Source organism: Thalassobaculum sp., assembly GCF_040219215.1.
GTDB lineage: Bacteria > Pseudomonadota > Alphaproteobacteria > Thalassobaculales > Thalassobaculaceae > Thalassobaculum_A.
The window spans coordinates 35,823-57,926 of record NZ_JAVJSX010000005.1 but is presented as its reverse complement, the minus strand read 5'-3'; the positions used below and the strand labels follow the sequence as shown (position 1 = coordinate 57,926).

Here is a 22,104-nt window from a genome sequence, read left to right as displayed (position 1 = left end):
CGGCGACGAAAACGGCGGAACGGAGAGATCCGATGTCATCGAGCCCCGGCCCGTCCGGTTTCGTCGCCCCTCGACTGATCGGCCATCGCGGCGCAGCCGCGCTGGCGCCCGAGAACACGCTGGCCTCGATCCGGGCCGCCGCCGAAAGCGGCGTGTCCTGGATCGAGATCGACGCCAAGCTGGCGCGTGATGACATCCCCGTATTGATCCACGACGACACCCTCGACCGGACCACGACCAGCCTCGGGCCGGTGGTGGGCAAGACCTCGGCCGAGCTCGGCCGGCTCGACGCCGGATTCCGGTTCGATCCGCGCTTTGCCGGCGAACCGATCCCGACTCTGCGACAATGTCTGGATGAATGCCGGCGGCTCGGCCTCGGCCTCGACCTCGAAATCAAGCCGGACAAGGGCACTGAATCGGCCACTGCCGCGAGCGTCCTGACCGTCCTGGGTGACGCTGGCTGGACGGCGAACGACCCGATCCTGATCACCAGCTTCGCGATCGGGTCGCTGCGGGTGATCCGGGACTACGCACCGACCTTCCACCGCGGCCTGCTGATCTGGAAGTTTCCGGAAGGCTGGCAGGATGCAGCCCGCGACCTCGGCGCGGTGTCTGTGATCTCCGACCACAAGTCGCTGAAGACCCCGGCCGATGTCGCCCGGATCGTCGACGGCGGCTGGACCGCGATGACCTATACCGTGAACGACCGGGCGCGTGCCGCCGAGCTGTACAGCTGGGGCATTGAAGGCATCGTCACCGACAACCCGCCGGCCCTTCTCGGGCTGTGACACGACGGTCGGCTTGCCTGAAGGCGAGCGTCACCACATCGATTTCTTCGCCCGTTCCGGCCACTCCCGGTCGTAGGCGTCGCCGCCGACCCTGGCATCGCTCAACGCTGCCAGGATGCGGCCCGGTGTGGGCAGGCTGCTGGGGTCGACATGGCGGGCCGGATTCCACAGCTCGGAGCGCACGATCGCCCGGGCGCATTGGAAGTACACGGACTCGACCGCGATCACGACGACGCTGCGCGGCGCCTTGCCGTCGACCGCGAACGACGCCAGCAGGTCCGGACCGGTGTCGAGATGCGCCCGGCCGTTGACCCGCAGGGTGCTCCCGGACCCCGGGATCAGGAACAGCAGTCCGACTCTCGGATCGCGCACGATGTTGCGCAGTGAATCGACCCGGTTGTTGCCGCGCCGGTCCGGCATCATCAGCGTTCGCTCGTCGTGGATCCGCACGAACCCGGCCAGATCGCCGCGCGGCGAACAATCCAGCCCTTCCGGTCCGCCGGTCGCCAGGGCGACGAACGGCGACGCCTCGATGAACGCGCGATACTCCGGAGTGACCCGATCGACCTCCTTGACCGTCGAGGTTTCACCGGGGACGCCGTAAAGCGCCTCTAGCTGTTCGATAGTGGTGATGGCTGACATGGTCGGGGTCCGAGGCTGAAAGAAACGGGTGATCGATCCAACCGCCGCAGTTTCGCACAACTACGATCTCCGCACGAACAGGCTCGTTGTTCTGGCGATCTACAATCATGACGATTATTCTTCAAGTCGACCGATTTCCAGACACGGCAGAAAAGGACATCGCGCGATGAGCGAAGTTGCATCACCGGCGCTCAGCGTCGGTACCGTCGCCGGTGACACGCTAGGGATTTTCGTTCAGAGGGTCTTGAGGCCCGCCCTGATCGTCGTGGTGCCGTTGACGCTTCTCGGCCTGCCATCGACGATTGCCCGCATACAGGCGGCCATCGACCACCACCAGCCACCTGCACCGTCGCTGCTTCTGGCATTGCTGCACGCGCTCGTCTACATCCTCGCGACGGGATTCCTGACCGCGGCAACCTATGAGGCCGTCTGCGGGCGGTCGATCCGAACGACCGAGCTCCTGGCTGGCGTCGTCGGGCGGTTCGTGCCCTTGCTGGTCTGCTCGGTGGTGTTCGGGGTCGCCCTCGCGATCGGGCTCTCGCTGATCGTGCTGCCGGGGCTGTGGATCGCCGCGGTCTGGAGCGTCTTGGTGCCGGCCATCGTGATCGAGGATGCCGGCTTCCGCGCCTTCGCCCGAAGCGCGCAGCTCACGAGAGGCTATCGGTGGCCGATCGCCGGCAGCCTCTTCGTGATCGGCGTGGCCGCGGCGCTGCCGCCGCTGATCGTCACCATGTTGTCCGGACAAAGGCTGATCGAGGCGGTCGGCGTGCCGGTGTTCGCTGCCGCGGTCGAAGCCCTGTCCGTGCTCTGCGCGTGCATGGCGATGTGCGGATTCGCCGTGATCTACGCGCGGTTGCGCGAGATCGAGAGATCCACGGCGACGACCGACGAACGACCGGGCTGAGGGGGCTGAATCGAAGGCGGCGAGCGATCCGGAACGCCGGCTATTGCTCCGGCGGGGGCGTCACGCCCGCCTGCGGGCGCGGGATGGCCACGGAATGGAAGCCGCCGTCGACATGCACGATCTCCCCGGTCACCCCGGACGACAGGTCGGACAGCAGGTAGAGCCCGGCACGGCCGACCTCCTCCAGGCTGGCGTTGCGCTTCAGCGGCGCGGCGTTCTCGGCGTACCGGAAGGTATAGCGGGCATCGGCGATCGCCGAGCCGGCGAGCGTGCGCATCGGCCCCGCCGAGATGGCGTTGACCCGGATGCCGGACGGCCCCAGGTCGACCGCGAGATAGCGCACGCTGGCTTCCAGCGCCGCCTTGGCCACCCCCATCACGTTGTAGTTCGGGGTTGAGCGCTCGGCGCCCAGATAGGTCAGGGTGATCAGGCTGCCGCCCTCGGTCATCAGCGGCACCACGCGCTGGGCCAGCGCCGTAAACGAGTAGCAGGAGACGTCCAGGGTGCTGCGGAAGTTGCTGCGGCTGGTGTCGCAGTAGCGGCCCTTCAGCTCGTTCTTGTCAGAATAGGCGACTGCGTGGACCGCGAAGTCGATCCGGCCCCAGCGTTCAGCCAGCGCCGCGGCCACCGCGTCCAGGCTGGCCGGGTCCGATACGTCACACTGCATCACCAGATCGGAGCCGACCGACTCGGCGAGCGGTTCCACCCGCCGCTTGATCGCGTCGTTCTGGTAGGTGAACGCCAGTTCGGCACCTTGACCGGCGACCGCGGAGGCGATTCCCCAGGCGATCGACTTCTCGTTGGCGACTCCCAGGATCAGGCCACGCTTGCCGGCCATGATCGGGCGGGGTTGGGCGGTCTCGCTCATTGTCGTCCTTCGTCGGTCGGCCGGGCCCGCCATGCCGCGGGCCCGAAGGGGATTGGCCCGCGCCAGGGCGGCAATCGGGTCAGGCGTCGAAGCGGCGCATGGCCAGGACCGCATTGGTGCCGCCGAAACCGAAGCTGTTCGACAGCGCCAAATTGATCTGCTGCTCGAGAGCCGCACCGCGAACGATCGGCAGATCACCCGCCTCCGGCTCAAGGTTGTCGATGTTGGCTGACGCGGCAATGAACCCATCGCGCATCATCAGCAGCGTGTAGATCGCTTCCTGGACGCCGGTCGCCCCGAGCGAATGCCCGGTCAGCGACTTGGTCGAGCTGATCGCCGGAACCTGATTGCGGCTGCCGAACACCTGGCGGATCGCCTCAAGCTCCTTGAGGTCGCCGACCGGCGTACTGGTGCCGTGGGTGTTGATGTAGTCAACCGGCTCGCTCAGACCCTCCAGCGCCATTTGCATGCAGCGCACGGCGCCTTCGCCCGATGGCTGAACCATGTCGACGCCGTCGGAGGTGGCGCCGTACCCAACGATCTCGCCGTAGATCTTGGCGCCGCGGGCCTGGGCGTGTTCGAGAGACTCGAGCACCACCACGCCGCCGCCGCCGGCGATCACGAAGCCGTCGCGATCGGTGTCATAGGCCCGCGAGGCGCGCTGCGGCGTATCGTTGTACTTGGACGACAACGCCCCCATCGCGTCGAACAGCACCGACATGGTCCAGTGCAGTTCCTCACCGCCGCCGGCGAATACCGTGTCCTGCTTGCCGAGCTGAATCAGCTCCATGGCGTTGCCGATGCAGTGTGCGCTGGTCGAGCACGCCGAGCTGATCGAGTAATTGTGGCCCTTGATTCCGAAGAAGGTCGACAGGCAGGCCGAGTTGGTCGACGACATGGTGCGCGGCACCATGTACGGCCCGACCCGCTTCGGACCCTTTTCGCGCGCCGTATCGAACGCCGTCATCATGTTGGAGGTCGACGGCCCGCCGGACCCCATGATCAGGCCGGTACGCGGGTTGCTGACCTCGCTGGTCTCCAGGCCGGCGTCGGCGATCGCCTCCTGCATGGCGAGGTAGTTGTAGGCCGCCCCGTCACCCATGAAGCGCAGCAACTTGCGATCGATGCGCTCGGCCAGGTCGATATCGACCGCGCCGTGCACATGGCTGCGGAAGCCCATCTCCTTGTATTCCTCGGCGAACACGATCCCGGACCGGCCGGTCTTGAGCGAGGCCGCAACCTGCTCCTTGTCGGTGCCGATGCTGGAGACAATGCCGATCCCGGTGACGACGACGCGACGCAAACCGACCTCCGTCATGCCGCGGCCGTTGCCGGATTGGCGAACAGACCGACGCGAATGTCCTTCGCTTCGAAAACCTTCTCGCCGTCGCATTCGACCCAGCCATCGGCGATGCCGAGATACAGCTTGCGGCTGATGATGCGCTTCAGGTCGAGATGAAACTTGAGCAGTTTGGCGGTCGGCAGAACCTGGCCCATGAACTTGACCTCGCCGACCGACAGCGCGCGCCCGGAACCGGGGCCGCCAAGCCAGCCGAGCGTAAAGCCCAGAAGCTGCCAGAGCGCATCCATGCCGAGGCAGCCCGGCATAACCGGATCATCCTCGAAATGGCACTGGAAGAACCAGAGATCCGGCTTGATGTCGAATTCCGCCTCGACCTCGCCCTTGCCGTTGGCGCCGCCCTCGTCGGAGATCCGGGTGATGCGGTCGAACATCAGCATCGGCGGCAGCGGAAGCCGCGCATTCCCCGGCCCGAACAGCCGGCCGTGCGCGCACTCAAGCAGATCCTTGTAAGAGAAGCTGTTGCTCTTCCGATCGGTCAAGTCGGCCATCCCCCTATTTAACCTCGGCGTCCCGCAAGGTTCCGCGTCGCGCCGCCTGTCGCCGTTTATTCGTGTCGCCCGCCGCCTGAGTCCCAAACCCAGCGGGGTCTCGCTTCCGAGGTAGCCGACCCGGCGGTCGACTTCAAGGGGTGCAGCAAACCATAAGCAGGGGTCCCTTGGAAAGATCCCTGCGTTGCCAGGGCGTTCGCTTCATGTTAGCGATCCAGTGGTTGCCGTACTGCGGCCTGCGACCGACGGGACTGACATGACCGCACGCCCCTACGCCGCCGCCATCGATCGTCTGCGCCGATCGGGGTTGCGCCCGACCCGCCAACGTCTGGCGCTGGCCCGGTTGCTGTTCGACGGCGCCGACCGGCACGTCACCGCCGAGCAGCTGCATTCCGAGGCCGAGGCCGCCGGCGTATCGGTATCGCTCGCCACGATCTACAACACGCTGCACCAGTTCACCGACGGTGGCCTGCTGCGCGAGGTGGTGGTCGAGGCAGGGCGCTCCTACTTCGACACCAACACCGGCGGGCATCACCATTTCTTTGACGCCGGGACCGGCCAGCTGACCGACATTCCCGATGACCGGATCGCCATCGGCGACCTGCCGCCGCCGCCGCCCGGCGCGGAGATCGAGCGCGTCGACCTCGTGATCCGCGTCCGCAGCCGCGGATAGCCCTCTACCGATCCCCGCCGGCTACCGAGCCAGGCCCAGATCGGTCAGGTGCTGTGCGCCGCGCAGGATCTGGCCGTGATCGCGCAGTTCCAGGATCAGCCGGGGTGCCGAGGACAGCTTGGCCACCGCGGCGAAGACCGACGGCCACAGCACGGTGCCGTCGCCCGGTGCCCAGTGCCGATCGGCGTAGCCATCGGCGTCCTGCAAGTGGATGTGGGCCAGCCGGTTGCCGGCGGCGGTGACGTAGCGATCAACCGGCGGCGCCCCGGTCGAGCCGTGGGCGTAGTGGGCATGGCCGGTGTCCAGCGACACCCGCACCGCCGGCGTGCCGAACGATTCGGCCAGGAACACCCGGTCGTGCGGGTCCTTGTCCTCGATGTTCTCGATCACCAGCTCGACACCGATGGTCTCGGCCCGTCGCACAGCGTCGTCCAGGGCGGCGTGGGTGCGGTCGATCACGTCCTGCCGGCCGGTGGGCGTGTTGTCGTAGTTGTTGTGGCCCCAGGTGGTGAACGGGCTGTGCACCACCATCTGGGTAGCACCGAGTTCCTCGCAGACCTCCAGCCCCTGGGCCATCCGTTTCTTCACCACCGCGCGCACATCGGCGTCTTCGGTGGCCAGGGAGAAGCCCCAGAACGGCCCGTGGATGCCGAGTCGCCCGGTGTGGCCGGACAACAGTTCCTTCGCCTCGCGCGCCAGCGGCTTCCAGTCACCGTTCAGGACGTCGACCTTGATGAAGTCCTGCAGTTCCAGGTCCCGCTGGCCGGCCACGATCCAATCACGCATGCCGCGCAGCACCCGGATCGGCATGGCGGCGCCCAGCACCGGCAGGAGAGCGGCCTCGGTCATCGTGGATACCTCTCGGCTGGGGGAATTGGCGCAGCGAGTCGCGGCCAGAATGGAGACGATCGAAGGCTAGCGCGTCCACCCGTCCACGTTCAATCAGGCAGAATGTCCGTTGAGCCGCGCAGGGCAATCTCGTCCAACAGACTATCCGAGATGCATGACGCCTATGTGACGCCGGTTCCGAGGCAGGAGTCAGGCCGAATCCTCAGACGATCGCTGTTGCTAAGATTGCATGCATCCCCGACAGTTGCAGCCATCGGAGGTTGCACTCGGGCCAGGCGGTCCATGTCTGCAGGGGGGACGCGCATGGGCAGATGGGATGGTGGGCAATATCGGACGACGACATCGTCCAGCTATCGATCGACGGTCGACGACGTGTCGTCAGGCGACGCCGCCTTTGACTACCTGAGCTCGATCCTGCAAACGGGCGAGCGGTTGGTGTGGACTGGTCGGCCAAGTGTCCTGGCGTTCGCCCGACGCGGGATCGGAGAGTTCTTTCTCGGAGCCGTCTTCTTTGGTTTTGCCTCGTTCTGGACCCTCGGAGCGAGCAGCGGCAGCTGGCTGTTCGCACTGTTCGGAATCCCGTTTCTTCTAGTCGGCTTTTGGACCTTGATTGCTCCGCTACGCTACACGGTCCGCGCGTGGCGAACCTACTACGCCATCACCGACCAGCGGATGATCATCCTACGAACGGGATTTCGACGGTCGGCCGAGGTGATCATGCCCTCCGATATCACCCGTCTCGAGCGATCCGACTACGGGTCCGACCGTGGGACGGTCACGGTGCGGACCATTCCGCGACTCAGCGGAAACTCGATGCAGACCGGTGCGACCAAGCTGGGCGATGGGTTCTTCGGCGTCTCGAACTTCAAGGCGGCAATGGACGCGATTCACCAGCTGGCTGCATCGCCGAAGGTGCAAGGCCGATGAACCGGCCGGTGATGCTGCCGATCCCGGGGTCCCGGCCCGTGGACCGATGTTCGCTCCCGTTCACCCCGTGTACATTTTAGAATTGTTCAAACCTGGTTGACCCGCCCGGTCTGCGGTTCCTATAAACCGCAAGTGCCTCGATCTCGCCTGTCGAACGGCTGAACGATGCGCGGCCCGTCCGATTTCACAATCATCGAGTGGAGAAAACCATGGCTCAGCTCAAGGGCTCGAAGACCGAAAACAACCTGAAGGACGCCTTCTCCGGAGAGTCGCAGGCCAACCGCCGTTACCTGTACTTCGCCCAGAAGGCCGACGTCGAAGGCTACAACGACGTGGCCGCGGTGTTCCGCTCGACCGCCGAGGGCGAGACCGGTCATGCCCACGGCCATCTGGAGTTCCTGGAAGCCGTCGGCGACCCGGCCACCGGCCTGCCGATCGGCGAGACCTCGGCCAATCTGGCCGCGGCGATCGCCGGCGAAACCCACGAGTACACCGACATGTACCCGGGAATGGCCCGCACCGCCCGCGACGAGGGCTTCGACGAGATCGCCGACTGGTTCGAAACCTTGGCGAAAGCCGAGAAGAGCCACGCCGGCCGGTTCCAGAAGGCCCTGACCTCGCTGGACGCCTGATCGACCGCTCACGGCCCGGCCCCGGCGTCACACGCCGGGGCCGTTTCCGCCGTCGATCCGTGAATGCCCGCCGTCGCCCGGCGGCGATCCCCGTTGCGCCGCACCTAAAGGAGCCGCCCGATGGCCGAAGGCAGCCTCGAAGCCCCGACCCGTCACCCGATCCCCTGGCAGGATCCGGATTTCTACGACGAGGCCAAGCTTGACGAGGAGATGCGGCGGATCTTCGACATCTGCCACGGCTGCCGGCGCTGCTTCAATCTGTGCGACAGCTTCCCGCGCCTGTTCGACCTGATCGACGCCTCGGAGAGCGAAGAGCTCGATACCGTCGACAGCGCTGATTTCAAGCCGGTGGTCGATGCGTGCACGCTGTGCGACCTGTGCTTCATGACCAAGTGCCCGTACGTGCCGCCGCACGAGTTCAACCTGGACTTCCCGCACCTGATGCTGCGCTACCGGGCGGTCGAGCTGAAGAAGGGCGAAGTTCCCTGGACCGCCCGCCAGCTGACCGAGACCGACCGCAACGGCAAACTGGCACGGCCGGTGGCCGGGCTGTGCAATTGGGCCTCAGACAACAACAACCGGCTGACCCGGCCGCTGATGGAGAAGGCGCTGGGCGTGCACCGCGACGCCAAGCTGCCGGCCTACCAGTCGCGCACCCTGACCGACCTAGCCGAGAGCGATGTGCCGGTGATCAACGGCGAAGCCCCGGCGTTCGGGCGCAAGGCGCTGCTGTACGCCACCTGCTTCTCCAACTTCAACAGCCCGTCGATCGGCATCGCCGCCCGCAAGGTGCTGGCCCACAACGGGGTCGAGACCGAGGTGGTCTACCCGTCATGCTGTGGCATGCCGCAGCTGGAGCACGGCGACGTCGCCCGGGTGGCCGAGACCGCGCGCAAGGTTGCGGCCGAGCTTCGACCGAAAATCGATGACGGCTGGACAGTGATCGGGCTTGTGCCGTCCTGCGTGCTGATGCTGAAGTTCGAATGGCCGCTGCTCGTACCCGACGACGACAACGTCAAGGCGTTGTCGGCCGCCACCCGCGACATCGACCAGTACGTCATCGACATCGCCCGCACCGAGGGCCTGGCCGATGGGTTGAAGCCGTTGGACGGCGGCGTGGTGCTGCACATCGCCTGCCACGCCAGGGCCCAGAACATCGGCCAGAAATCGACCGAGCTGTTGAAGCTGATCCCGGATGCCGACCTGAAGGTGATCGAGCGCTGTTCCGGGCACGGCGGCTCGTGGGGCGTGATGAAGGAAAACTTCGAGATCGCCCTGAAGATCGGCAAGCCGGTGGCACGGCAGGCCCGCGAGGCGGGGAAAACCTATCTGGCATCGGGTTGCCCACTCGCGGCCGACCACATCCGGCAGGGCATGGAGCGGGTCGACGGTGAAGCGCCGCTGCCCGAATCCAGCCACCATCCGATCGAGCTGTTCGCCCGGGCCTACGGCCTCTGAGCGGATCCGATCGGAATCACCAGGCGCCCGGCCGCGACGGCGGGGCGGAGGAGAACAGAGGAATGACCGTCATGGCGAAGGAGATCACCCGCGCCGACATCCTGGACATGGCCGAGTACGGCAAGGTCCGGGCGGAGAAGCGGCGCGCCTTGGTCCAGGTGAAGCGCAACCGGCGGGTGCCGCTGGGCCCGCACGCCACGTTCTATTTCGAGAACTACGAGACGATGTGGCAGCAGGTCCACGAGATGCTGTTCATCGAGCGCGGCGGCGAGGAGCAGATCCCCGACGAACTCTCGGCCTACAACCCGTTGATCCCCCAGGGCCGCGAACTGGTCGCCACCTTGATGTTCGAGATCGACAACCCGGTCGTGCGCAAGAACGTCCTGTCGACCCTGGGCGGGGTAGAGGAGACGGTGTTTCTGCGGCTGAGCGGCGAGGAGATCGTCGCGACCTCCGAGGAGGATGTCGATCGGACCACCGCCGACGGCAAGGCGTCGTCGGTCCAGTTCGTCCACTTCCACTTCACCGACGCTCAGGCCGCGAAGTTCGCCGATCCGAAGACCGAGGTCGTGCTCGGCATCAAGCATCCGAACTACAGCCACATGACGGTGCTGAGCGACGACGTCCAGACCGCCCTGGCGCAGGATTTCGACTGACTGAGCGTCCTGGCGGCAGGCATGCCGTTGCCGCCAATTCCTGCGCGCTATCGACACCATAGGTGAACGGCATTTCCGATCCCGGCGCGGTCGCCCGACATTGGCAGCCACGCTGGGAGGGCCCGGCCCTGAAAACGGAGATGAACCATGTCGAACCGCATCCTGGTCGCGCTGGCAGCGACCGCAATCCTCGTTGCCGGCGGCGGAACCGCCATCGCCGGTGAGTGCCCCGCCGGACAGACCCTGACCAAGGCCCGCGATCTGGCGGACGCGCCGGACATCGGCGTCGACCGGCCGATCCTCAGCACCGTCGACCTGACCGGCTGGCGCGGCATGGGCAATTTCATGCTGCGGCTTCGCAAGCTGACCATCGCGCCGCACGGCGTGGTGCCGACGCACGCGCACAACGACCGGCCGTCGATCGTGCACATCGTCGAAGGCGAGATCGTCGAGCACAACGCCTTCTGCGCCGTGCCGATCATCCACAAGCCCGGCGACACCACCCCGGAGTCCGGTGCCGGCCACATCCACTGGTGGGAGAACACCACCGACAAGCCGGTGGTCATCTTCTCGACCGACGTGGTTCCGTTCGAGAAGCAGAAAGAATCCATGATGTGAGGGTCCGTCGGCACCGCCCCGGATCATTCGGGGCGGTGCCGGTCACGCGCACAGCAACGCGACGGGAGGGCGGTATGACCGGTCTGCTGCGATGGACGCTGGTCCTGCTGATCATGCTGCCGACCCATGCCGCCGCGCACTCGGGACACGGTGCGTCGGCGTGGCTCAAATCGGTACGCTGGGACGGCGACAGGCTGGCGGTGGTGGTCGAGATCCTGAACGAAGGCGGCGCCACCCTGACGTTGCGGCACATTAACGGCGCCGGGACACGGACCGTCACCTTCACCCGGCAGCGCAGCCTGTTCGGGATCGCCACCGAGCAGCCGGTTGAGTTCCTGCGGCTCGACCCGAATGAACTGGTCCGGCTCGGCGATGGCCGCTACCGGCTGGCGCTTGGCGGCCTGGACGCCGCTGTCGCGCAGGTCGGGTTGACGCTCGACTTCGGTCCTGACGGAACCGTACCCGTAGCAGTGCCGGTTCCCCTGCGCTGAGCGGAGCGCCGTTCAGATGATCTCATAGGACAGCAGCAGCATGTGGAGCCCGATCCCGGCGCAGCCGGCACCGAGCAGCGCGCGCAGCTGCGGCCGGGCCGCCAGAACGCCGAGGCCCACACCGGCAAGGTGAAGCAGGGCCGACGCGAGCATGAAGCCGGCGACGAAGCCAAGGGGACCGGCCAGGTTCGGAATTTCCTCGCCGTGTGCATGCCCGTGAAAGACAGCGAACACCCCGACCACGGCAATCGCGACCAGGGCCGGCAGCTCAACCGATAGCGCAATGGCGAGGCCGAGCGCCAGGACCGACAGCGCAATCACCCCCTCGACCTGCGGCAACGGGACACCCGCCAGCCCCAGCCCGTTGCCGCCCTCGAGAAACACCACAAACGCGGCAGGCACCGTCCAGACCGCGCGGCCACCGATCTGCACCGACAGCAGGCCAACCGCGACCATTGCCAGCAGATGGTCAAACCCCAGGACAGGGTGCGCGAAGCCGGCGATCAGGCTGCCGAACCCACTGTCCTGTTGCGCGGAGGCGGGGAAAGCCACCAGCAGGACCAACGCAGCCAGGAGTGTCGGACGAACCATCGGTCGCCATCGATCATGCTCGGAGGACCGCGAATGATATCGGGTGCAGTGCCGCCGTCAATCGACCGGCACGCTAGGCGGGATGGCGGCAATCCTACTTGTTCAGCGCCTCGTCGGCGCGAACTCCCCAGATGTGGCTGCGCGGAATCCAGCCATCCATCCCCGCGACGTCGACCTCGCACCAGTCCTGTCGGCAGCCGTCAAGCCACCCGATGACACCGATCTCAAGGCGAGCCACCGTCGGCGCGTTCGGTTCCGGTGTCCGGCGCAGCAGGCGTTCGGCTCCGATCACCAGGACTGCGCGCCGGCCGGACAGCATTTGCTGGTGCACCCAGCCCTCGGTGCCGTCGGGATCACGGATCTTGCGCCAGGTGTCGAACTCGGCGATCACTTCGACCGGCAGGTTCGGACGCTGATAAACCCACTCGATCGGGTATCGCACCCCCGGCCCGGCGCGGACGTTGACCTCCTTTGCCCGCAGCGTCACGTAGCGCGGGATCGGCAGGCCGGTCTCGGTCCCGACCGTGGCCGCGATTGCCGGCCCGGCCATCGTCCAGAGGACGAGAAGGGCTAGAAGGGCTGCGCGCTGCATTGGTCCGGTCACTATCCTCATCGTCGTGTCCGTTATACCGCTATCGATAGCGTTCGTTAAGCAGCATGCCTACAATATGCGCCGAATTGCACGGGGTGCGTGACAGCCGGCTATGGCCCTGCTAACCGAAGGCCGGGGCCGACGCCGGTCATCGAGGCCTCCGTGGACGATGAGAACCGCGGGGCCGGGAGGAACTCATGCCGCAGACAAAGCCGCTGGTAATCGTCACGCGCAAGCTGCCGGACGCTGTCGAGACCCGGATGATGGAGCTGTTCCGGACCCGGTTGAATCTCAGCGACCAGCCGATGACCCGCGACGAACTGGCGGCGGCGATGCGCGAGGCCGACGTGCTGGTGCCCACCGTTACCGACCGGATCGATGCCGGCCTGATCGAGCAGGCCGGGGAACGCCTGAAGCTGATCGCATCGTTCGGCACGGGCGTCGACCACATCGATCTGCGCGCCGCCAAGGCTCGCCACATCACGATCACCAACACCCCCGGCGTCCTGACCGAAGACACCGCGGACATGACCATGGCGCTGATCCTGGCGGTGCCGCGCCGGATCGTCGAAGGCAACGCGCTGATCCAGGCCGGCACCTGGACCGGCTGGGCGCCGACCGGGATGCTCGGCCACCGCATCCACGGCAAGCGGCTCGGCATCGTCGGCATGGGCCGGATCGGATCGGCCGTGGCGCGGCGCGCCCGCGGCTTCGGCCTGTCGGTTCACTACCACAACCGCCACCGCGTCCATCCGGAACTCGAAGCCGAGCTTGAGGCAACCTACTGGGACAACCTGGACCAGATGATCGGTCGGATGGACATCCTGTCGGTAAATTGTCCGCACACCCCGGCGACCTTCCACCTGATCAACCGCCGCCGGCTCGGCCTGATGCAGCCACACGCCTACATCGTCAACACCGCCCGCGGTGAGGTGATCGACGAGACCGCGCTGACCGAGGCGCTGCACGAGAAGCGGATCGCCGGCGCCGGGCTCGACGTCTACGAGCACGAGCCGCAGGTCAATTCCGCGATGCTGTCGCTCGACAACGTGGTGCTGTTGCCGCACATGGGCTCGGCGACCATCGAGGGCCGCCGGGACATGGGCGAACGGGTGATCGTCAACATCCGGACCTTCGCCGACGCCCACACCCCGCCCGACCGGGTCGTAGAGACGATGTTCTGAACGGCAGGAAGCGGAGTGCCGATCCGTTGACTCCACCCGCCACGTTCCGTTCTCCCGAGCAGCTGCTGCCAGACGGCGCGCCGAACGACCTTCGGCGGCTGGTCGCCTACTGGATCGCCAAGGCCGACGGTCGACTGATGCCGAGCTTCGGGGAGTTCGACCCGGTGGACGTGCCCTGGGCGCTGTCCCGGCTGTACGTGGTTCGGGTCATCGACGGCGGGGCGGACTTCATCTACCGCTTGGCCGGCGAGGCGATCAACGAACGCCACGGCCAGACCCTGGCCGGCAAGCGCAGCAGCGACCTGTTCCCGCTGGACGTCACCCGGCAGATCTTCGACCGTTGGCGGCGTATCATCAGCGAGCCCGCCGCCTGCTTCACCGACAGCGAGCATCCGACCAACTCCGGCTGGCGGATCCGCGGACGCCGGGTCGTTCTGCCGCTCGGCACCGGCGAAGGGCTCGCCGATCACGTGCTCGGCATGACGGTCTTCGACTCGCCCAGCGAGGTGCCCTCGGCAATCAACAACGCCGGGCTGTCGGACGTCCGCTGGGTCCAGCTGCGGACGGCGCCCTAACCCTCGATCCCCATCAGCGAGCGGGCGAAGGCGTCCGGCTCGAACGGATGCAGGTCGTCCACGCCTTCGCCGACGCCGACGGCGTGGACCGGCAGGCCCTGGCTCTGGGCCAGGGCGACGACGATACCGCCGCGGGCCGAGCCGTCCAGCTTGGTGACGATCAGGCCGGTGACTTTGACCATTTCGCGGAAGGTCTTGACCTGGGCGTGGGCGTTCTGGCCGACCGTGCCGTCCAGCACCAGCACGGTGGCGTGCGGTGCCTCGGGATCCTGCTTCTTCAGCACCCGGATCACCTTGGCCAGTTCCTCCATCAGCCCGGCCTTGTTCTGCAGCCGGCCGGCGGTGTCGACGATCAGCACGTCGGCGTTGCGCTCCCGGGCCTCGGTCAGGGCGTCGAACGCCAGGGCGGCGGCGTCAGAGCCGTGTGGCCGCTCGATCACCGGGCAGCCGCTGCGCTCGCCCCACACCCGCAACTGCTCGATCGCAGCGGCCCGGAACGTATCGCCGGCAGCCAGCACCACCGATTTGCCGGCGGCGGTCCACTGCCGGGCCAGCTTGCCGATGGTCGTGGTCTTGCCGGACCCGTTGACCCCGACCATCAGCACGACGAACGGCTTGTTGGCGACGTCGCGCGGCTCCAGCGGAACCGCGACCGGAGCCAGGATGGCGGCGATATCGGCAGCGAAGGCGGCGCGCACCTCGTCGCCGGTAACCTCCTTGTCGAACTTCTCGCGGGCCAGGTTGGCCGTGAGCTTCGCCGCGGTCTCGACCCCGAGATCGGCGGTGATCAGCAGGTCTTCGAGTTCCTCCAGCGTGGCCGCATCCAGCCGGCGCTTGACGAACAGGCTGCTGATGCCGTCGGCCATCCGGCGTGACGACTTGGCGAGGCCGTCGCGCAGTCGGGCGAACCAGCCCTTGCGTTCCGGGGACGCCGGCTCGGCACTCATGCACAGATCCTCATGCGGCGGCGCGGATCCGCGGCCGGCCGATCAGCCGCCCGCCCTCGACGCCCAGCAGCGTCACCGGCACCACCGTGCCGGCTTCCACGGCAGGTCCGGCCTCCAGCGCGATCGGAGCGAAGCTCTCACCCCGGCCGGCCCCGTCGACTTCAATCAGCACCCGGTCATCGCGTCCGACCAGCCCGACCGTCCAGGACTCCAGGTTGGCGGCACCGATGTCCCGCAACCGGGCGGCCCGTGCCTTGCGGATGTCGCCGGGCACCTGCGGCATCCGAGCGGCCGGGGTGCCGGGCCGCGGTGAATACGGAAACACGTGCAGGTGCTGGATGCCGAGATCGGCCAGCAACGCCGCGGTGTTCTCGAACATCGCGTCGCTTTCGGTCGGGAAGCCGGCGATTACGTCGGCGCCGAACGCGGTGTCGGGGCGCAGCGCCCGGACCCGCTCGACCAGCCGAACCACGTCGTCGCGCAGGTGCCGGCGCTTCATGCGCTTCAGCACCATGTCGTCGCCGGCCTGCAGCGACAGATGCAGATGCGGCATCAGCCGGGGTTCGTCGGCGATCAGCCGGAACAGGTCGTCGTCGATCTCCACCGGGTCGACCGAGGACAGCCGCAGCCGCTCCAGCTCCGGCACCAGGGCCAGCAGCCGACGCATCATCTGGCCGAGCGAGGGCTGGCCCGGCAGGTCGCCGCCAAAGGAGGTGACGTCGACCCCGGTCAGCACGACCTCGCGGTAGCCGCCGGCCACCAGGGCGCGGACCTGCTCGACAATGGCGCCGATCGGCACCGAGCGGCTGTTGCCGCGGCCGTAGGGAATGATGCAGAAGGTGCAGCGGTGGTCGCAGCCCTGCTGGACCTGGACGAAGGCGCGTGCCCGGCCGTCGAACTCCGAGACCAGATGAGCCGCGGTCTCGCGCACCGCCATGATGTCGGTGACGTGGATCGCCGGGGGTGCAGTGTCGCTCCAGGTGCCGGCCTGCATCTTCTCTTCGTTACCGACCACCCGGGTCACACCGTCGATCGCGGCATAGCGCGCCGGGTCGATCTGCGCGGCGCAGCCGGTGACCACGATCTCCGCACCCGGGTTCTCGCGCGCCAGCCGCCGGATCGACTGGCGGGCCTGGCGCTCGGCCTCGGAGGTAACGGCACAGGTGTTGACCACGATGGTGCCGGACTTGCCGGCCGCCTCCAGGTGCCCGCGGATCACCTCGGACTCGTAGGCGTTCAGCCGACAGCCGAAGGTTTCGACCCGGTTGGCGCCGGGTGCCTGCTGAGGCAATTCGTGGGTCATGGCCGCTAGATGCCCGCGCCGACGGGCGAATGCAAGCCCTTCCCCGGCCGCCGCTGGGTCAGGTCAGCCCCGCAGGGCGATCTCCGCAAGCCGCCGGGCCGGGCCTTTCCGGTCCAGATGGAACAGCTCCACGGTCTCCAGGCGGGCGAGGATCTCCGGCTCCTGGCTGTTCAGATCGTCGGCCAACGCCCGCGCCAGCTTGGCCTCGGCGATCCGCCCGAGGGTGATGTGCGGGATGTAGGGGATGTCCAGGTTCAGGGCGTCGGCGAACGGCCCGGAATACAGCCGGTCGTGCAGCCGGACCAGAGTGGAGAACCCTTCGTCCGGTACCAGATAGATATAGGTGCCGCCGGATTGCGGATCGAGCACCGGCAGCGCGCAGCGAAACGCCAGGGAGAATGCTGCGGTCTCGCCGGCCACCACCGCAAGATGCCCGGTGGCAGTGGTCGCGTCGGTCGACTCCGTCGGAAACACCAGCGTCACGTGTGGACCGATTTCCGGTGCTTCCAACCCGCTGGCGTGCCGGTCGCGCAGCACCCGGACCCAGGCCGCATCGGCCGCCGTCAGCCGTGGCCGGGCCAGTACGCTTAAAGCCATCGTCGTTGCCCGTCCGCCCTTGCGGCCGCCATCAACCGGCCAGGAGCCTGTCATCGAGGGTCCCCGCAAAACTGGTCGCCACCGGCCCTGTCATCTCGACATGGCCATCCGGGCGCCAGAAGATTTCCAGCGGCCCGCCGTCCAGAACGACGGTGGCGCGCCGCTCGGTCAGGCCGCGCCGGGCCGCAGCCACCAACGCCGCGCAGGCGCCGGAGCCGCAGGCCTGGGTGATGCCGGCGCTGCGCTCCCACACCCGCATGCGCAGGCGGTCGCGGGCCAGCACGGACACGAACTCGATGTTGGCCCGCTCGGGAAACACCGGGCTGTGCTCGATGCGCGGGCCGACGGTGCTCAAATCGACCGCCTCGGCGTCCGGCACGAAGAACACGGCGTGCGGGTTGCCCATGTTGACCGCGGTCGCCGGGCTGAACGTGCCCGCCTCGGGCACCGTCACCGACAGAGTATCGGCCTGGGCGGCCAGCGGGATCGCATCCCATTCCAGGTTGGCCGGGCCCATGTCGACCGTCACCCGTCCGTCGCCGGCGTCGGTGCAGACCAGCCGTCCGGCAATCGTCTCGATCGCCACTTCGCTCAGCCCGGTCTCGCCCATAAGCACTGAGGCCACGCAGCGCGTGCCGTTGCCGCAGGCCTGGGCCTCGGTGCCGTCCGGGTTGTGGATCGCCATGTAGGCGGTACCGCCGTTGCGGGCCGGCAGGATCGTCAGGAACTGATCGTATCCCACGCCGCGCCGCCGGTCGCCGACCGCCCGGTACTGGGCCCTGGTCAACGCCGCCGGGTGCACCCGGCCGTCGACCACGACGAAGTCGTTGCCGAGACCGTGCATCTTGGTGAAGGGCAAACCACTCATGACGGCAGATATAGAGAGGGTGTAGGCTTCTGCGCAACCACTCCGAAGACCCACCCGAATAATGCGGCATCCAAGGGAGACACAAACCGATGATCATCGGGCACGAGCGCTTGACCGGCATCGTCACGCGCATGATCCAGGGCGCGGGCAGCGACCGGGCCGAAGCCGAGGCCGTTGCGGCCAATCTGGTCCAGGCCAACCTGATGGGCCATGACAGCCACGGCGTCGGTCTGGCGCCGCGCTACATGAAGCACGCCCGCGCCGGCACCATGAATCTGGGAGTCCGGCCGTCGGTGATTACCGACAACGGTGTCTACCTGCTGCTCGACGGCAACATGGGCTACGGCCAGACCGTGTGCCGGGAGGCCACCGAGATGGCGATCACCCGCGCAAAGGAGAAGGGCGCGGCGATCGTCGGCCTGCGCCGGACCCACCACATGGGGCGGATCGGCGCCTGGGGCGAGATGTGCGCCGAGGCCGGCCTGATCTCGATCCACTACGTCAACACCACCGGCCACCGGCCGTATGTGGCGCCGTACGGCGGGTTCGAGTCCCGGTACTCGACCAACCCGTACTGCACGGCGATCCCGGCGACCGACAAGACTCCAATGATCGTGCTCGACATGGCGACCTCGCGGGTCGCCCAGGGCAAGGTGCGGGTCGCCTACTACGCCGGCAAGAAGACCCCGGCCGACGCCCTGGTCGGGCCGGACGGCCTGCCGACCGACGATCCCAAGGTGATTTTCGAAGAGCCGTACGGCGCAATGCTGAGCTTCGGCCAGCACAAGGGATACGGGCTGGCCATGATCTGCGAGATCCTGGCGGCCGGCCTGACGGGCGGCGGCACCGCCCGCGAGGAGCTGATGGACCAGAACACGATCTGCAACAACATGCTGATGATCGTGATCGACCCGAAGGGCTTCGGCGCCGACATCCCGTTCCGCTCTGAGATCGACCAGCTGGTCGAGCACGTGTCGTCGTCCAAGACGGCGGTCGGCTTCGACAAGGTCCGTTTCCCCGGCGATCCGGAGCGCGAGGCGATGGCCGAGCGCACCGCCAAGGGCATCTGGATCGACGACTACACCTGGGGCGAGATGCGCCAGGCCGGTCTGGAGATCGGCATGACCGAGGCCGACTTCGCCGCCTGATCGACCGCGGGGCCGGCTCCACGGGGCCGGCCCCGGCTCTCCCGTAGGTCGTGCGAATCACGTATCCTGCCGACAGCAACCGATGTGGGGGACTGGCGATGGCCGAGAGCGGTGGAACCAACGGTGGCCGGATGGACGAGGCCGGCCGCCTGATGCGGTTCGAAGCCAACAGGAAGTCGACCCTGATCGCCTACCTGCTGTGGTTCTTCCTGGGGTATTTCGGCGTCCACCGGTTCTATCTCGGCTACGTGACGAGCGGGCTGATCCTGCTGGCCCTGTGGGTGATCGGAACCGTCCTGTCGATCGTCTACATCGGCCTCGTCATCCTGGCCGTTCCGGCGATCTGGTGGGTGGTCGACCTGTTCCTGATCCCCGGCCTGGCGCGCGACAAGAACAACCAGATCATCGCCGAGATCGAGCGCGCTGCCTGACCGCACCCGGCTATTGCGCCACCGCGAACGCCGGATGGAAGGCAACCGATCCGGCCGGAACCCGATCCGTGAACGGCAGGATCACGAAGTACTCGGCCGGCAGCCCGGGTGCCGTCAGTCGTTCATCGCGCCGGAACCCGAATCGACTGTAGTACGCCGGATCGCCGAGCAGCACACATCCGTGCGATCCGAGGCGGCCCAGGCGCTCGAGCCCTTGCGCGATCAAGGCTGATCCGATCCCCTGCCTCTGTCGTGACGGGTCGACCGCCATGGGGCCGAGTGCGTGCCAGCGGGACGGACGGCCATCGATCGCAACCCGCGAGAACGCGATCTGGCCGACGATGGTGCCCGCTTCCTCGGCGACCAGCGTGATAACGGCAGCGCCCTGCTCGCGCAGCGCATCCATGATCCGGGGTTCCGTTCCGTCGCTGTAGGGCTTGCCGGCGAACGCATCGGTAATAAGCCCTTGGACGGCAACGATGTCGTCAGTGGTCTCGTCTCGGATGATCATGTCGAAGCCCGCATTGATAATGCCTATTAAACGGCGAGTTCCAGGCGCTGTGGCCAATTCAGCGGTTCCCGATCCTGGTCGACGGCGACCGCACGGTCCTCGAGGCGAGCATCATCGTCGAGCATCTCGACCTGCACCACCCGGGACCCGTCCGGCTGGTTCCGCAGGATCCGAAGGAGGTCCTGGACGTGCGGATGATGGACCGGGTGTTCGACAACTACGTCTCGACCCCGCTACAGAAGCTCGTGTTCGACAGCATCCGTGACGAAGACAAGCGCGACCCGCACGGCGTAGCGAACGCCCGCCGGATGCTGGACACCGCCTATGGCTGGCTCGACCAGGTGATGGCGAGTCGGCCTTTCCTTGACCCTCCGGGAAGGCGCGCGTATAAGCCGCCTCCTCGGCGAAGCCATGGCTGCTGAGACCTTAACGGGTTCCGTCCGTCCTCGAGGGTTCGAGCACGGGCGCGTTTTCGTTTGGAGCGACGGTGTGTTTGAAGGACTGAGCGAACGACTGGGATCGGTCTTTGACCGGCTGCGCAAGCGCGGGGCGCTGAGCGAGGCCGACGTCACGGCCGCCATGCGCGAAGTGCGCGTCGCCCTGCTCGAGGCCGACGTCGCCCTGCCGGTGGTCAAGACCTTCGTCGACCGGGTGCGCGAGCGCGCCATTGGTCGCGAGGTGCTGCGCTCGGTCACACCGGGCCAGATGGTGGTCAAGATCGTCCACGACGAGCTGGTGGACATGCTCGGCTCCGACAGCCAGGCGATCAGCCTGAACGCGCCGGCCCCGGTGCCGATCCTGATGGTCGGCCTGCAGGGCGGCGGCAAGACCACCACCACCGCCAAGATCGCCAAGCGCCTGCGCGAGCGCGACCGCAAGAAGGTGCTGATGGCGTCGCTCGACGTCACCCGCCCGGCCGCCCGCGAGCAGCTCCGGATTCTCGGCGAGCAGGTCGAGGTCGCCACCCTGCCGATTCTGCAGGGCGAGACCCCGGCGGCGATCGCCAAGCGGGCCATGACCGCCGGCCGCCTGCAGGGCTACGACGTGGTCATCCTGGACACCGCCGGCCGCACCTCGATCGACGAGGGCCTGATGGCCGAGGTGCGCGCGGTGCGCGATGCGGTCAATCCGCACGAGGTACTGCTGGTCGCCGATGCGCTGACCGGCCAGGACGCGGTCACCACCGCCACCAATTTCCACGAGCGGGTCGGGATCACCGGCATCGTGCTGACCCGGGTCGACGGCGACAGCCGCGGCGGTGCGGCGCTGTCGATGCGCGGCGTCACCGGCATGCCAATCAAGATGCTGGGCGTCGGCGAAAAGGTCGACGACATCGAGGACTTCCATCCCGAGCGTCTGGCCGGCCGCATCCTCGGCATGGGCGACGTGGTCAGCCTGGTCGAGAAGGCCGCCGAGACGATCGACGCCGAGGAGGCCCAGAAGACCGCCGAGCGCATGATGCGCGGCAGCTTCACCCTCGACGACATGGCGGCCCAACTGAAGCAGGTCCGCAAGCTTGGCGGGCTCGGCGGCATCATGGGAATGCTGCCCGGGGTCGGAAAGCTGCAGAAGCAGATGGCCGGCGCCAACGTCGACGACAAGATGCTGAAGCGCCAGGAAGCCGTGATCTCCTCGATGACCCGCGAGGAACGGCGCAACCCGAAGATCCTGAACGCCTCGCGCCGCAAGCGCATCGCCGCCGGATCCGGCACCCAGGTGCAGGACGTCAACCGGGTGCTGAAGCAGCACCAGGACATGGCGCGGATGATGAAGCAGGTCGGCAAGATGGGCGGCAAGGGCGCGCTCGCCGGACTGTTCGGCGGTGGCGGCGGCGCAATGCCGGCACCGCCGCAAGGCGGCGGCATGGGCGGTGGCCTGCCCCCGATGCCCGGCGGCGGTATGCCGGGCCTGGGCGGCGGCGGTATGCGCCTGCCCGGCCTGGGTGGACTGCCCCCCGGATTTCCCGGCAAGCGCAAATAGGCGCGCCGGATCACGAACGA

At 67.4% G+C, this 22,104-nt stretch carries 27 protein-coding genes; 15 read left to right on the top strand and 12 right to left on the bottom strand.

The genetic code is table 11. The features are described 5' to 3' along the window. Positions 1-32 precede the first annotated feature (32 nt). Complete coding sequence (locus RIC54_RS02800) at positions 33-788, top strand: glycerophosphoryl diester phosphodiesterase (RefSeq protein WP_350098130.1); 756 nt, start codon at positions 33-35, stop codon at positions 786-788. Between the two features lie 30 nt (positions 789-818). Here RIC54_RS02800 and RIC54_RS02795 read toward each other — a convergent pair whose 3' ends face one another. Then, a complete protein-coding gene (locus tag RIC54_RS02795; protein ID WP_350098131.1) occupies positions 819-1,430 on the bottom strand; it encodes a pyridoxamine 5'-phosphate oxidase family protein in 612 nt (203 codons plus the stop codon). Positions 1,431-1,596: 166 nt separating this feature from the next. Here RIC54_RS02795 and RIC54_RS02790 point away from each other — a divergent pair, with 166 nt between their 5' ends. Beyond that, on the top strand, positions 1,597-2,334 hold the full coding sequence (locus tag RIC54_RS02790) for a hypothetical protein (protein WP_350098132.1): 738 nt from the start codon (positions 1,597-1,599) through the stop codon (positions 2,332-2,334). 40 nt (positions 2,335-2,374) lie between these two features. Here the strand turns inward: RIC54_RS02790 and RIC54_RS02785 are convergent, their stop codons facing one another. From RIC54_RS02785 to fabA, 3 genes are all read right to left on the bottom strand, one after another. Next, positions 2,375-3,202, bottom strand: a complete 828-nt coding sequence (locus RIC54_RS02785; protein WP_502989710.1) for an enoyl-ACP reductase FabI — start codon at positions 3,200-3,202, stop codon at positions 2,375-2,377. A 79-nt stretch (positions 3,203-3,281) separates the two neighbouring features. Continuing rightward, complete coding sequence (fabB, locus tag RIC54_RS02780) at positions 3,282-4,505, bottom strand: beta-ketoacyl-ACP synthase I (protein WP_350098133.1); 1,224 nt, start codon at positions 4,503-4,505, stop codon at positions 3,282-3,284. 11 nt (positions 4,506-4,516) lie between these two features. Then, a complete protein-coding gene (fabA, locus tag RIC54_RS02775) occupies positions 4,517-5,053 on the bottom strand; it encodes a bifunctional 3-hydroxydecanoyl-ACP dehydratase/trans-2-decenoyl-ACP isomerase (protein WP_007677952.1) in 537 nt (178 codons plus the stop codon). A 256-nt stretch (positions 5,054-5,309) separates the two neighbouring features. Here fabA and irrA point away from each other — a divergent pair, with 256 nt between their 5' ends. Continuing rightward, complete coding sequence (gene irrA, locus RIC54_RS02770; RefSeq protein ID WP_350098134.1) at positions 5,310-5,726, top strand: iron response transcriptional regulator IrrA; 417 nt, start codon at positions 5,310-5,312, stop codon at positions 5,724-5,726. A 21-nt stretch (positions 5,727-5,747) separates the two neighbouring features. On the opposite strand, the gene RIC54_RS02765 is transcribed toward irrA, so the two are convergent. Next, the gene (locus RIC54_RS02765; protein WP_350098135.1) at positions 5,748-6,575 is read right to left on the bottom strand and encodes a sugar phosphate isomerase/epimerase family protein; all 828 of its coding nucleotides are present in this window, start codon (positions 6,573-6,575) and stop codon (positions 5,748-5,750) included. A 303-nt stretch (positions 6,576-6,878) separates the two neighbouring features. Between RIC54_RS02765 and RIC54_RS02760 the strand changes: the two genes are divergently transcribed. The 6 genes from RIC54_RS02760 (at position 6,879) to RIC54_RS02735 (ending at position 11,357) form a co-directional block, all read left to right on the top strand. After that, entirely contained in the window at positions 6,879-7,502 is a 624-nt protein-coding gene (locus RIC54_RS02760) for a PH domain-containing protein (RefSeq protein ID WP_350098136.1), read from the top strand. Positions 7,503-7,711: 209 nt separating this feature from the next. Continuing rightward, positions 7,712-8,134, top strand: a complete 423-nt coding sequence (locus tag RIC54_RS02755) for a rubrerythrin family protein (protein WP_007677941.1) — start codon at positions 7,712-7,714, stop codon at positions 8,132-8,134. Positions 8,135-8,254: 120 nt separating this feature from the next. Next, complete coding sequence (locus RIC54_RS02750; protein WP_350098137.1) at positions 8,255-9,592, top strand: (Fe-S)-binding protein; 1,338 nt, start codon at positions 8,255-8,257, stop codon at positions 9,590-9,592. Positions 9,593-9,654: 62 nt separating this feature from the next. Continuing rightward, positions 9,655-10,248, top strand: coding sequence for a DUF3501 family protein (locus tag RIC54_RS02745; RefSeq protein WP_350098138.1), 594 nt, complete (start codon positions 9,655-9,657; stop codon positions 10,246-10,248). Between the two features lie 147 nt (positions 10,249-10,395). Next, entirely contained in the window at positions 10,396-10,866 is a 471-nt protein-coding gene (locus tag RIC54_RS02740) for a cupin domain-containing protein (protein WP_350098139.1), read from the top strand. Between the two features lie 74 nt (positions 10,867-10,940). Next, positions 10,941-11,357, top strand: coding sequence for a copper chaperone PCu(A)C (locus RIC54_RS02735; RefSeq protein WP_350098140.1), 417 nt, complete (start codon positions 10,941-10,943; stop codon positions 11,355-11,357). A gap of 12 nt (positions 11,358-11,369) precedes the next feature. On the opposite strand, the gene RIC54_RS02730 is transcribed toward RIC54_RS02735, so the two are convergent. Both RIC54_RS02730 and RIC54_RS02725 read right to left on the bottom strand, forming a co-directional pair. Further along, the gene (locus tag RIC54_RS02730) at positions 11,370-11,948 is read right to left on the bottom strand and encodes a HupE/UreJ family protein (RefSeq protein ID WP_350150519.1); all 579 of its coding nucleotides are present in this window, start codon (positions 11,946-11,948) and stop codon (positions 11,370-11,372) included. A 94-nt stretch (positions 11,949-12,042) separates the two neighbouring features. Next, entirely contained in the window at positions 12,043-12,540 is a 498-nt protein-coding gene (locus tag RIC54_RS02725) for an SH3 domain-containing protein (RefSeq protein WP_350150517.1), read from the bottom strand. A 197-nt stretch (positions 12,541-12,737) separates the two neighbouring features. Here RIC54_RS02725 and RIC54_RS02720 point away from each other — a divergent pair, with 197 nt between their 5' ends. Both RIC54_RS02720 and RIC54_RS02715 read left to right on the top strand, forming a co-directional pair. Beyond that, positions 12,738-13,724: a 2-hydroxyacid dehydrogenase gene (locus tag RIC54_RS02720; protein WP_350098143.1), complete on the top strand. Its 987-nt coding sequence runs from the start codon at positions 12,738-12,740 to the stop codon at positions 13,722-13,724. Between the two features lie 26 nt (positions 13,725-13,750). Then, positions 13,751-14,299 (top strand): PAS domain-containing protein, encoded by a 549-nt coding sequence (locus tag RIC54_RS02715; protein ID WP_350098144.1) that lies wholly within the window; start codon positions 13,751-13,753, stop codon positions 14,297-14,299. Here RIC54_RS02715 and ftsY read toward each other — a convergent pair. The 4 genes from ftsY to dapF all read right to left on the bottom strand — a co-directional run bounded on the left by ftsY (position 14,296) and on the right by dapF (position 18,014). Beyond that, positions 14,296-15,246: a signal recognition particle-docking protein FtsY gene (gene ftsY / locus RIC54_RS02710; RefSeq protein ID WP_350098145.1), complete on the bottom strand. Its 951-nt coding sequence runs from the start codon at positions 15,244-15,246 to the stop codon at positions 14,296-14,298. The two genes, RIC54_RS02715 and ftsY, sit on opposite strands and share 4 nt — an antisense overlap. 10 nt (positions 15,247-15,256) lie before the next feature. Beyond that, positions 15,257-16,549, bottom strand: a complete 1,293-nt coding sequence (gene mtaB / locus RIC54_RS02705) for a tRNA (N(6)-L-threonylcarbamoyladenosine(37)-C(2))-methylthiotransferase MtaB (protein WP_350098146.1) — start codon at positions 16,547-16,549, stop codon at positions 15,257-15,259. A gap of 63 nt (positions 16,550-16,612) precedes the next feature. Next, on the bottom strand, positions 16,613-17,200 hold the full coding sequence (locus tag RIC54_RS02700; protein WP_350098147.1) for a 2'-5' RNA ligase family protein: 588 nt from the start codon (positions 17,198-17,200) through the stop codon (positions 16,613-16,615). Then, the gene (dapF, locus tag RIC54_RS02695; RefSeq protein WP_350098148.1) at positions 17,178-18,014 is read right to left on the bottom strand and encodes a diaminopimelate epimerase; all 837 of its coding nucleotides are present in this window, start codon (positions 18,012-18,014) and stop codon (positions 17,178-17,180) included. Before dapF ends, RIC54_RS02700 begins: the two co-directional genes overlap by 23 nt. An 89-nt stretch (positions 18,015-18,103) precedes the next feature. On the opposite strand from dapF, the gene RIC54_RS02690 reads away from it, so the two are divergent. Both RIC54_RS02690 and RIC54_RS02685 read left to right on the top strand, forming a co-directional pair. Beyond that, positions 18,104-19,162 (top strand): malate/lactate/ureidoglycolate dehydrogenase, encoded by a 1,059-nt coding sequence (locus tag RIC54_RS02690; protein WP_350150515.1) that lies wholly within the window; start codon positions 18,104-18,106, stop codon positions 19,160-19,162. Positions 19,163-19,260: 98 nt separating this feature from the next. After that, on the top strand, positions 19,261-19,593 hold the full coding sequence (locus tag RIC54_RS02685; protein ID WP_350098150.1) for a TM2 domain-containing protein: 333 nt from the start codon (positions 19,261-19,263) through the stop codon (positions 19,591-19,593). Positions 19,594-19,603: 10 nt separating this feature from the next. On the opposite strand, the gene RIC54_RS02680 is transcribed toward RIC54_RS02685, so the two are convergent. After that, the gene (locus RIC54_RS02680; RefSeq protein ID WP_350098151.1) at positions 19,604-20,104 is read right to left on the bottom strand and encodes a GNAT family N-acetyltransferase; all 501 of its coding nucleotides are present in this window, start codon (positions 20,102-20,104) and stop codon (positions 19,604-19,606) included. Positions 20,105-20,292: 188 nt separating this feature from the next. On the opposite strand from RIC54_RS02680, the gene RIC54_RS02675 reads away from it, so the two are divergent. Together RIC54_RS02675 and ffh are read left to right on the top strand one after the other, a co-directional pair. Next, positions 20,293-20,526 (top strand): hypothetical protein, encoded by a 234-nt coding sequence (locus tag RIC54_RS02675; protein ID WP_350098152.1) that lies wholly within the window; start codon positions 20,293-20,295, stop codon positions 20,524-20,526. 67 nt (positions 20,527-20,593) lie between these two features. After that, a complete protein-coding gene (ffh, locus tag RIC54_RS02670) occupies positions 20,594-22,084 on the top strand; it encodes a signal recognition particle protein (RefSeq protein ID WP_350098153.1) in 1,491 nt (496 codons plus the stop codon). The last annotated feature ends 20 nt before the right edge of the window (positions 22,085-22,104 follow it).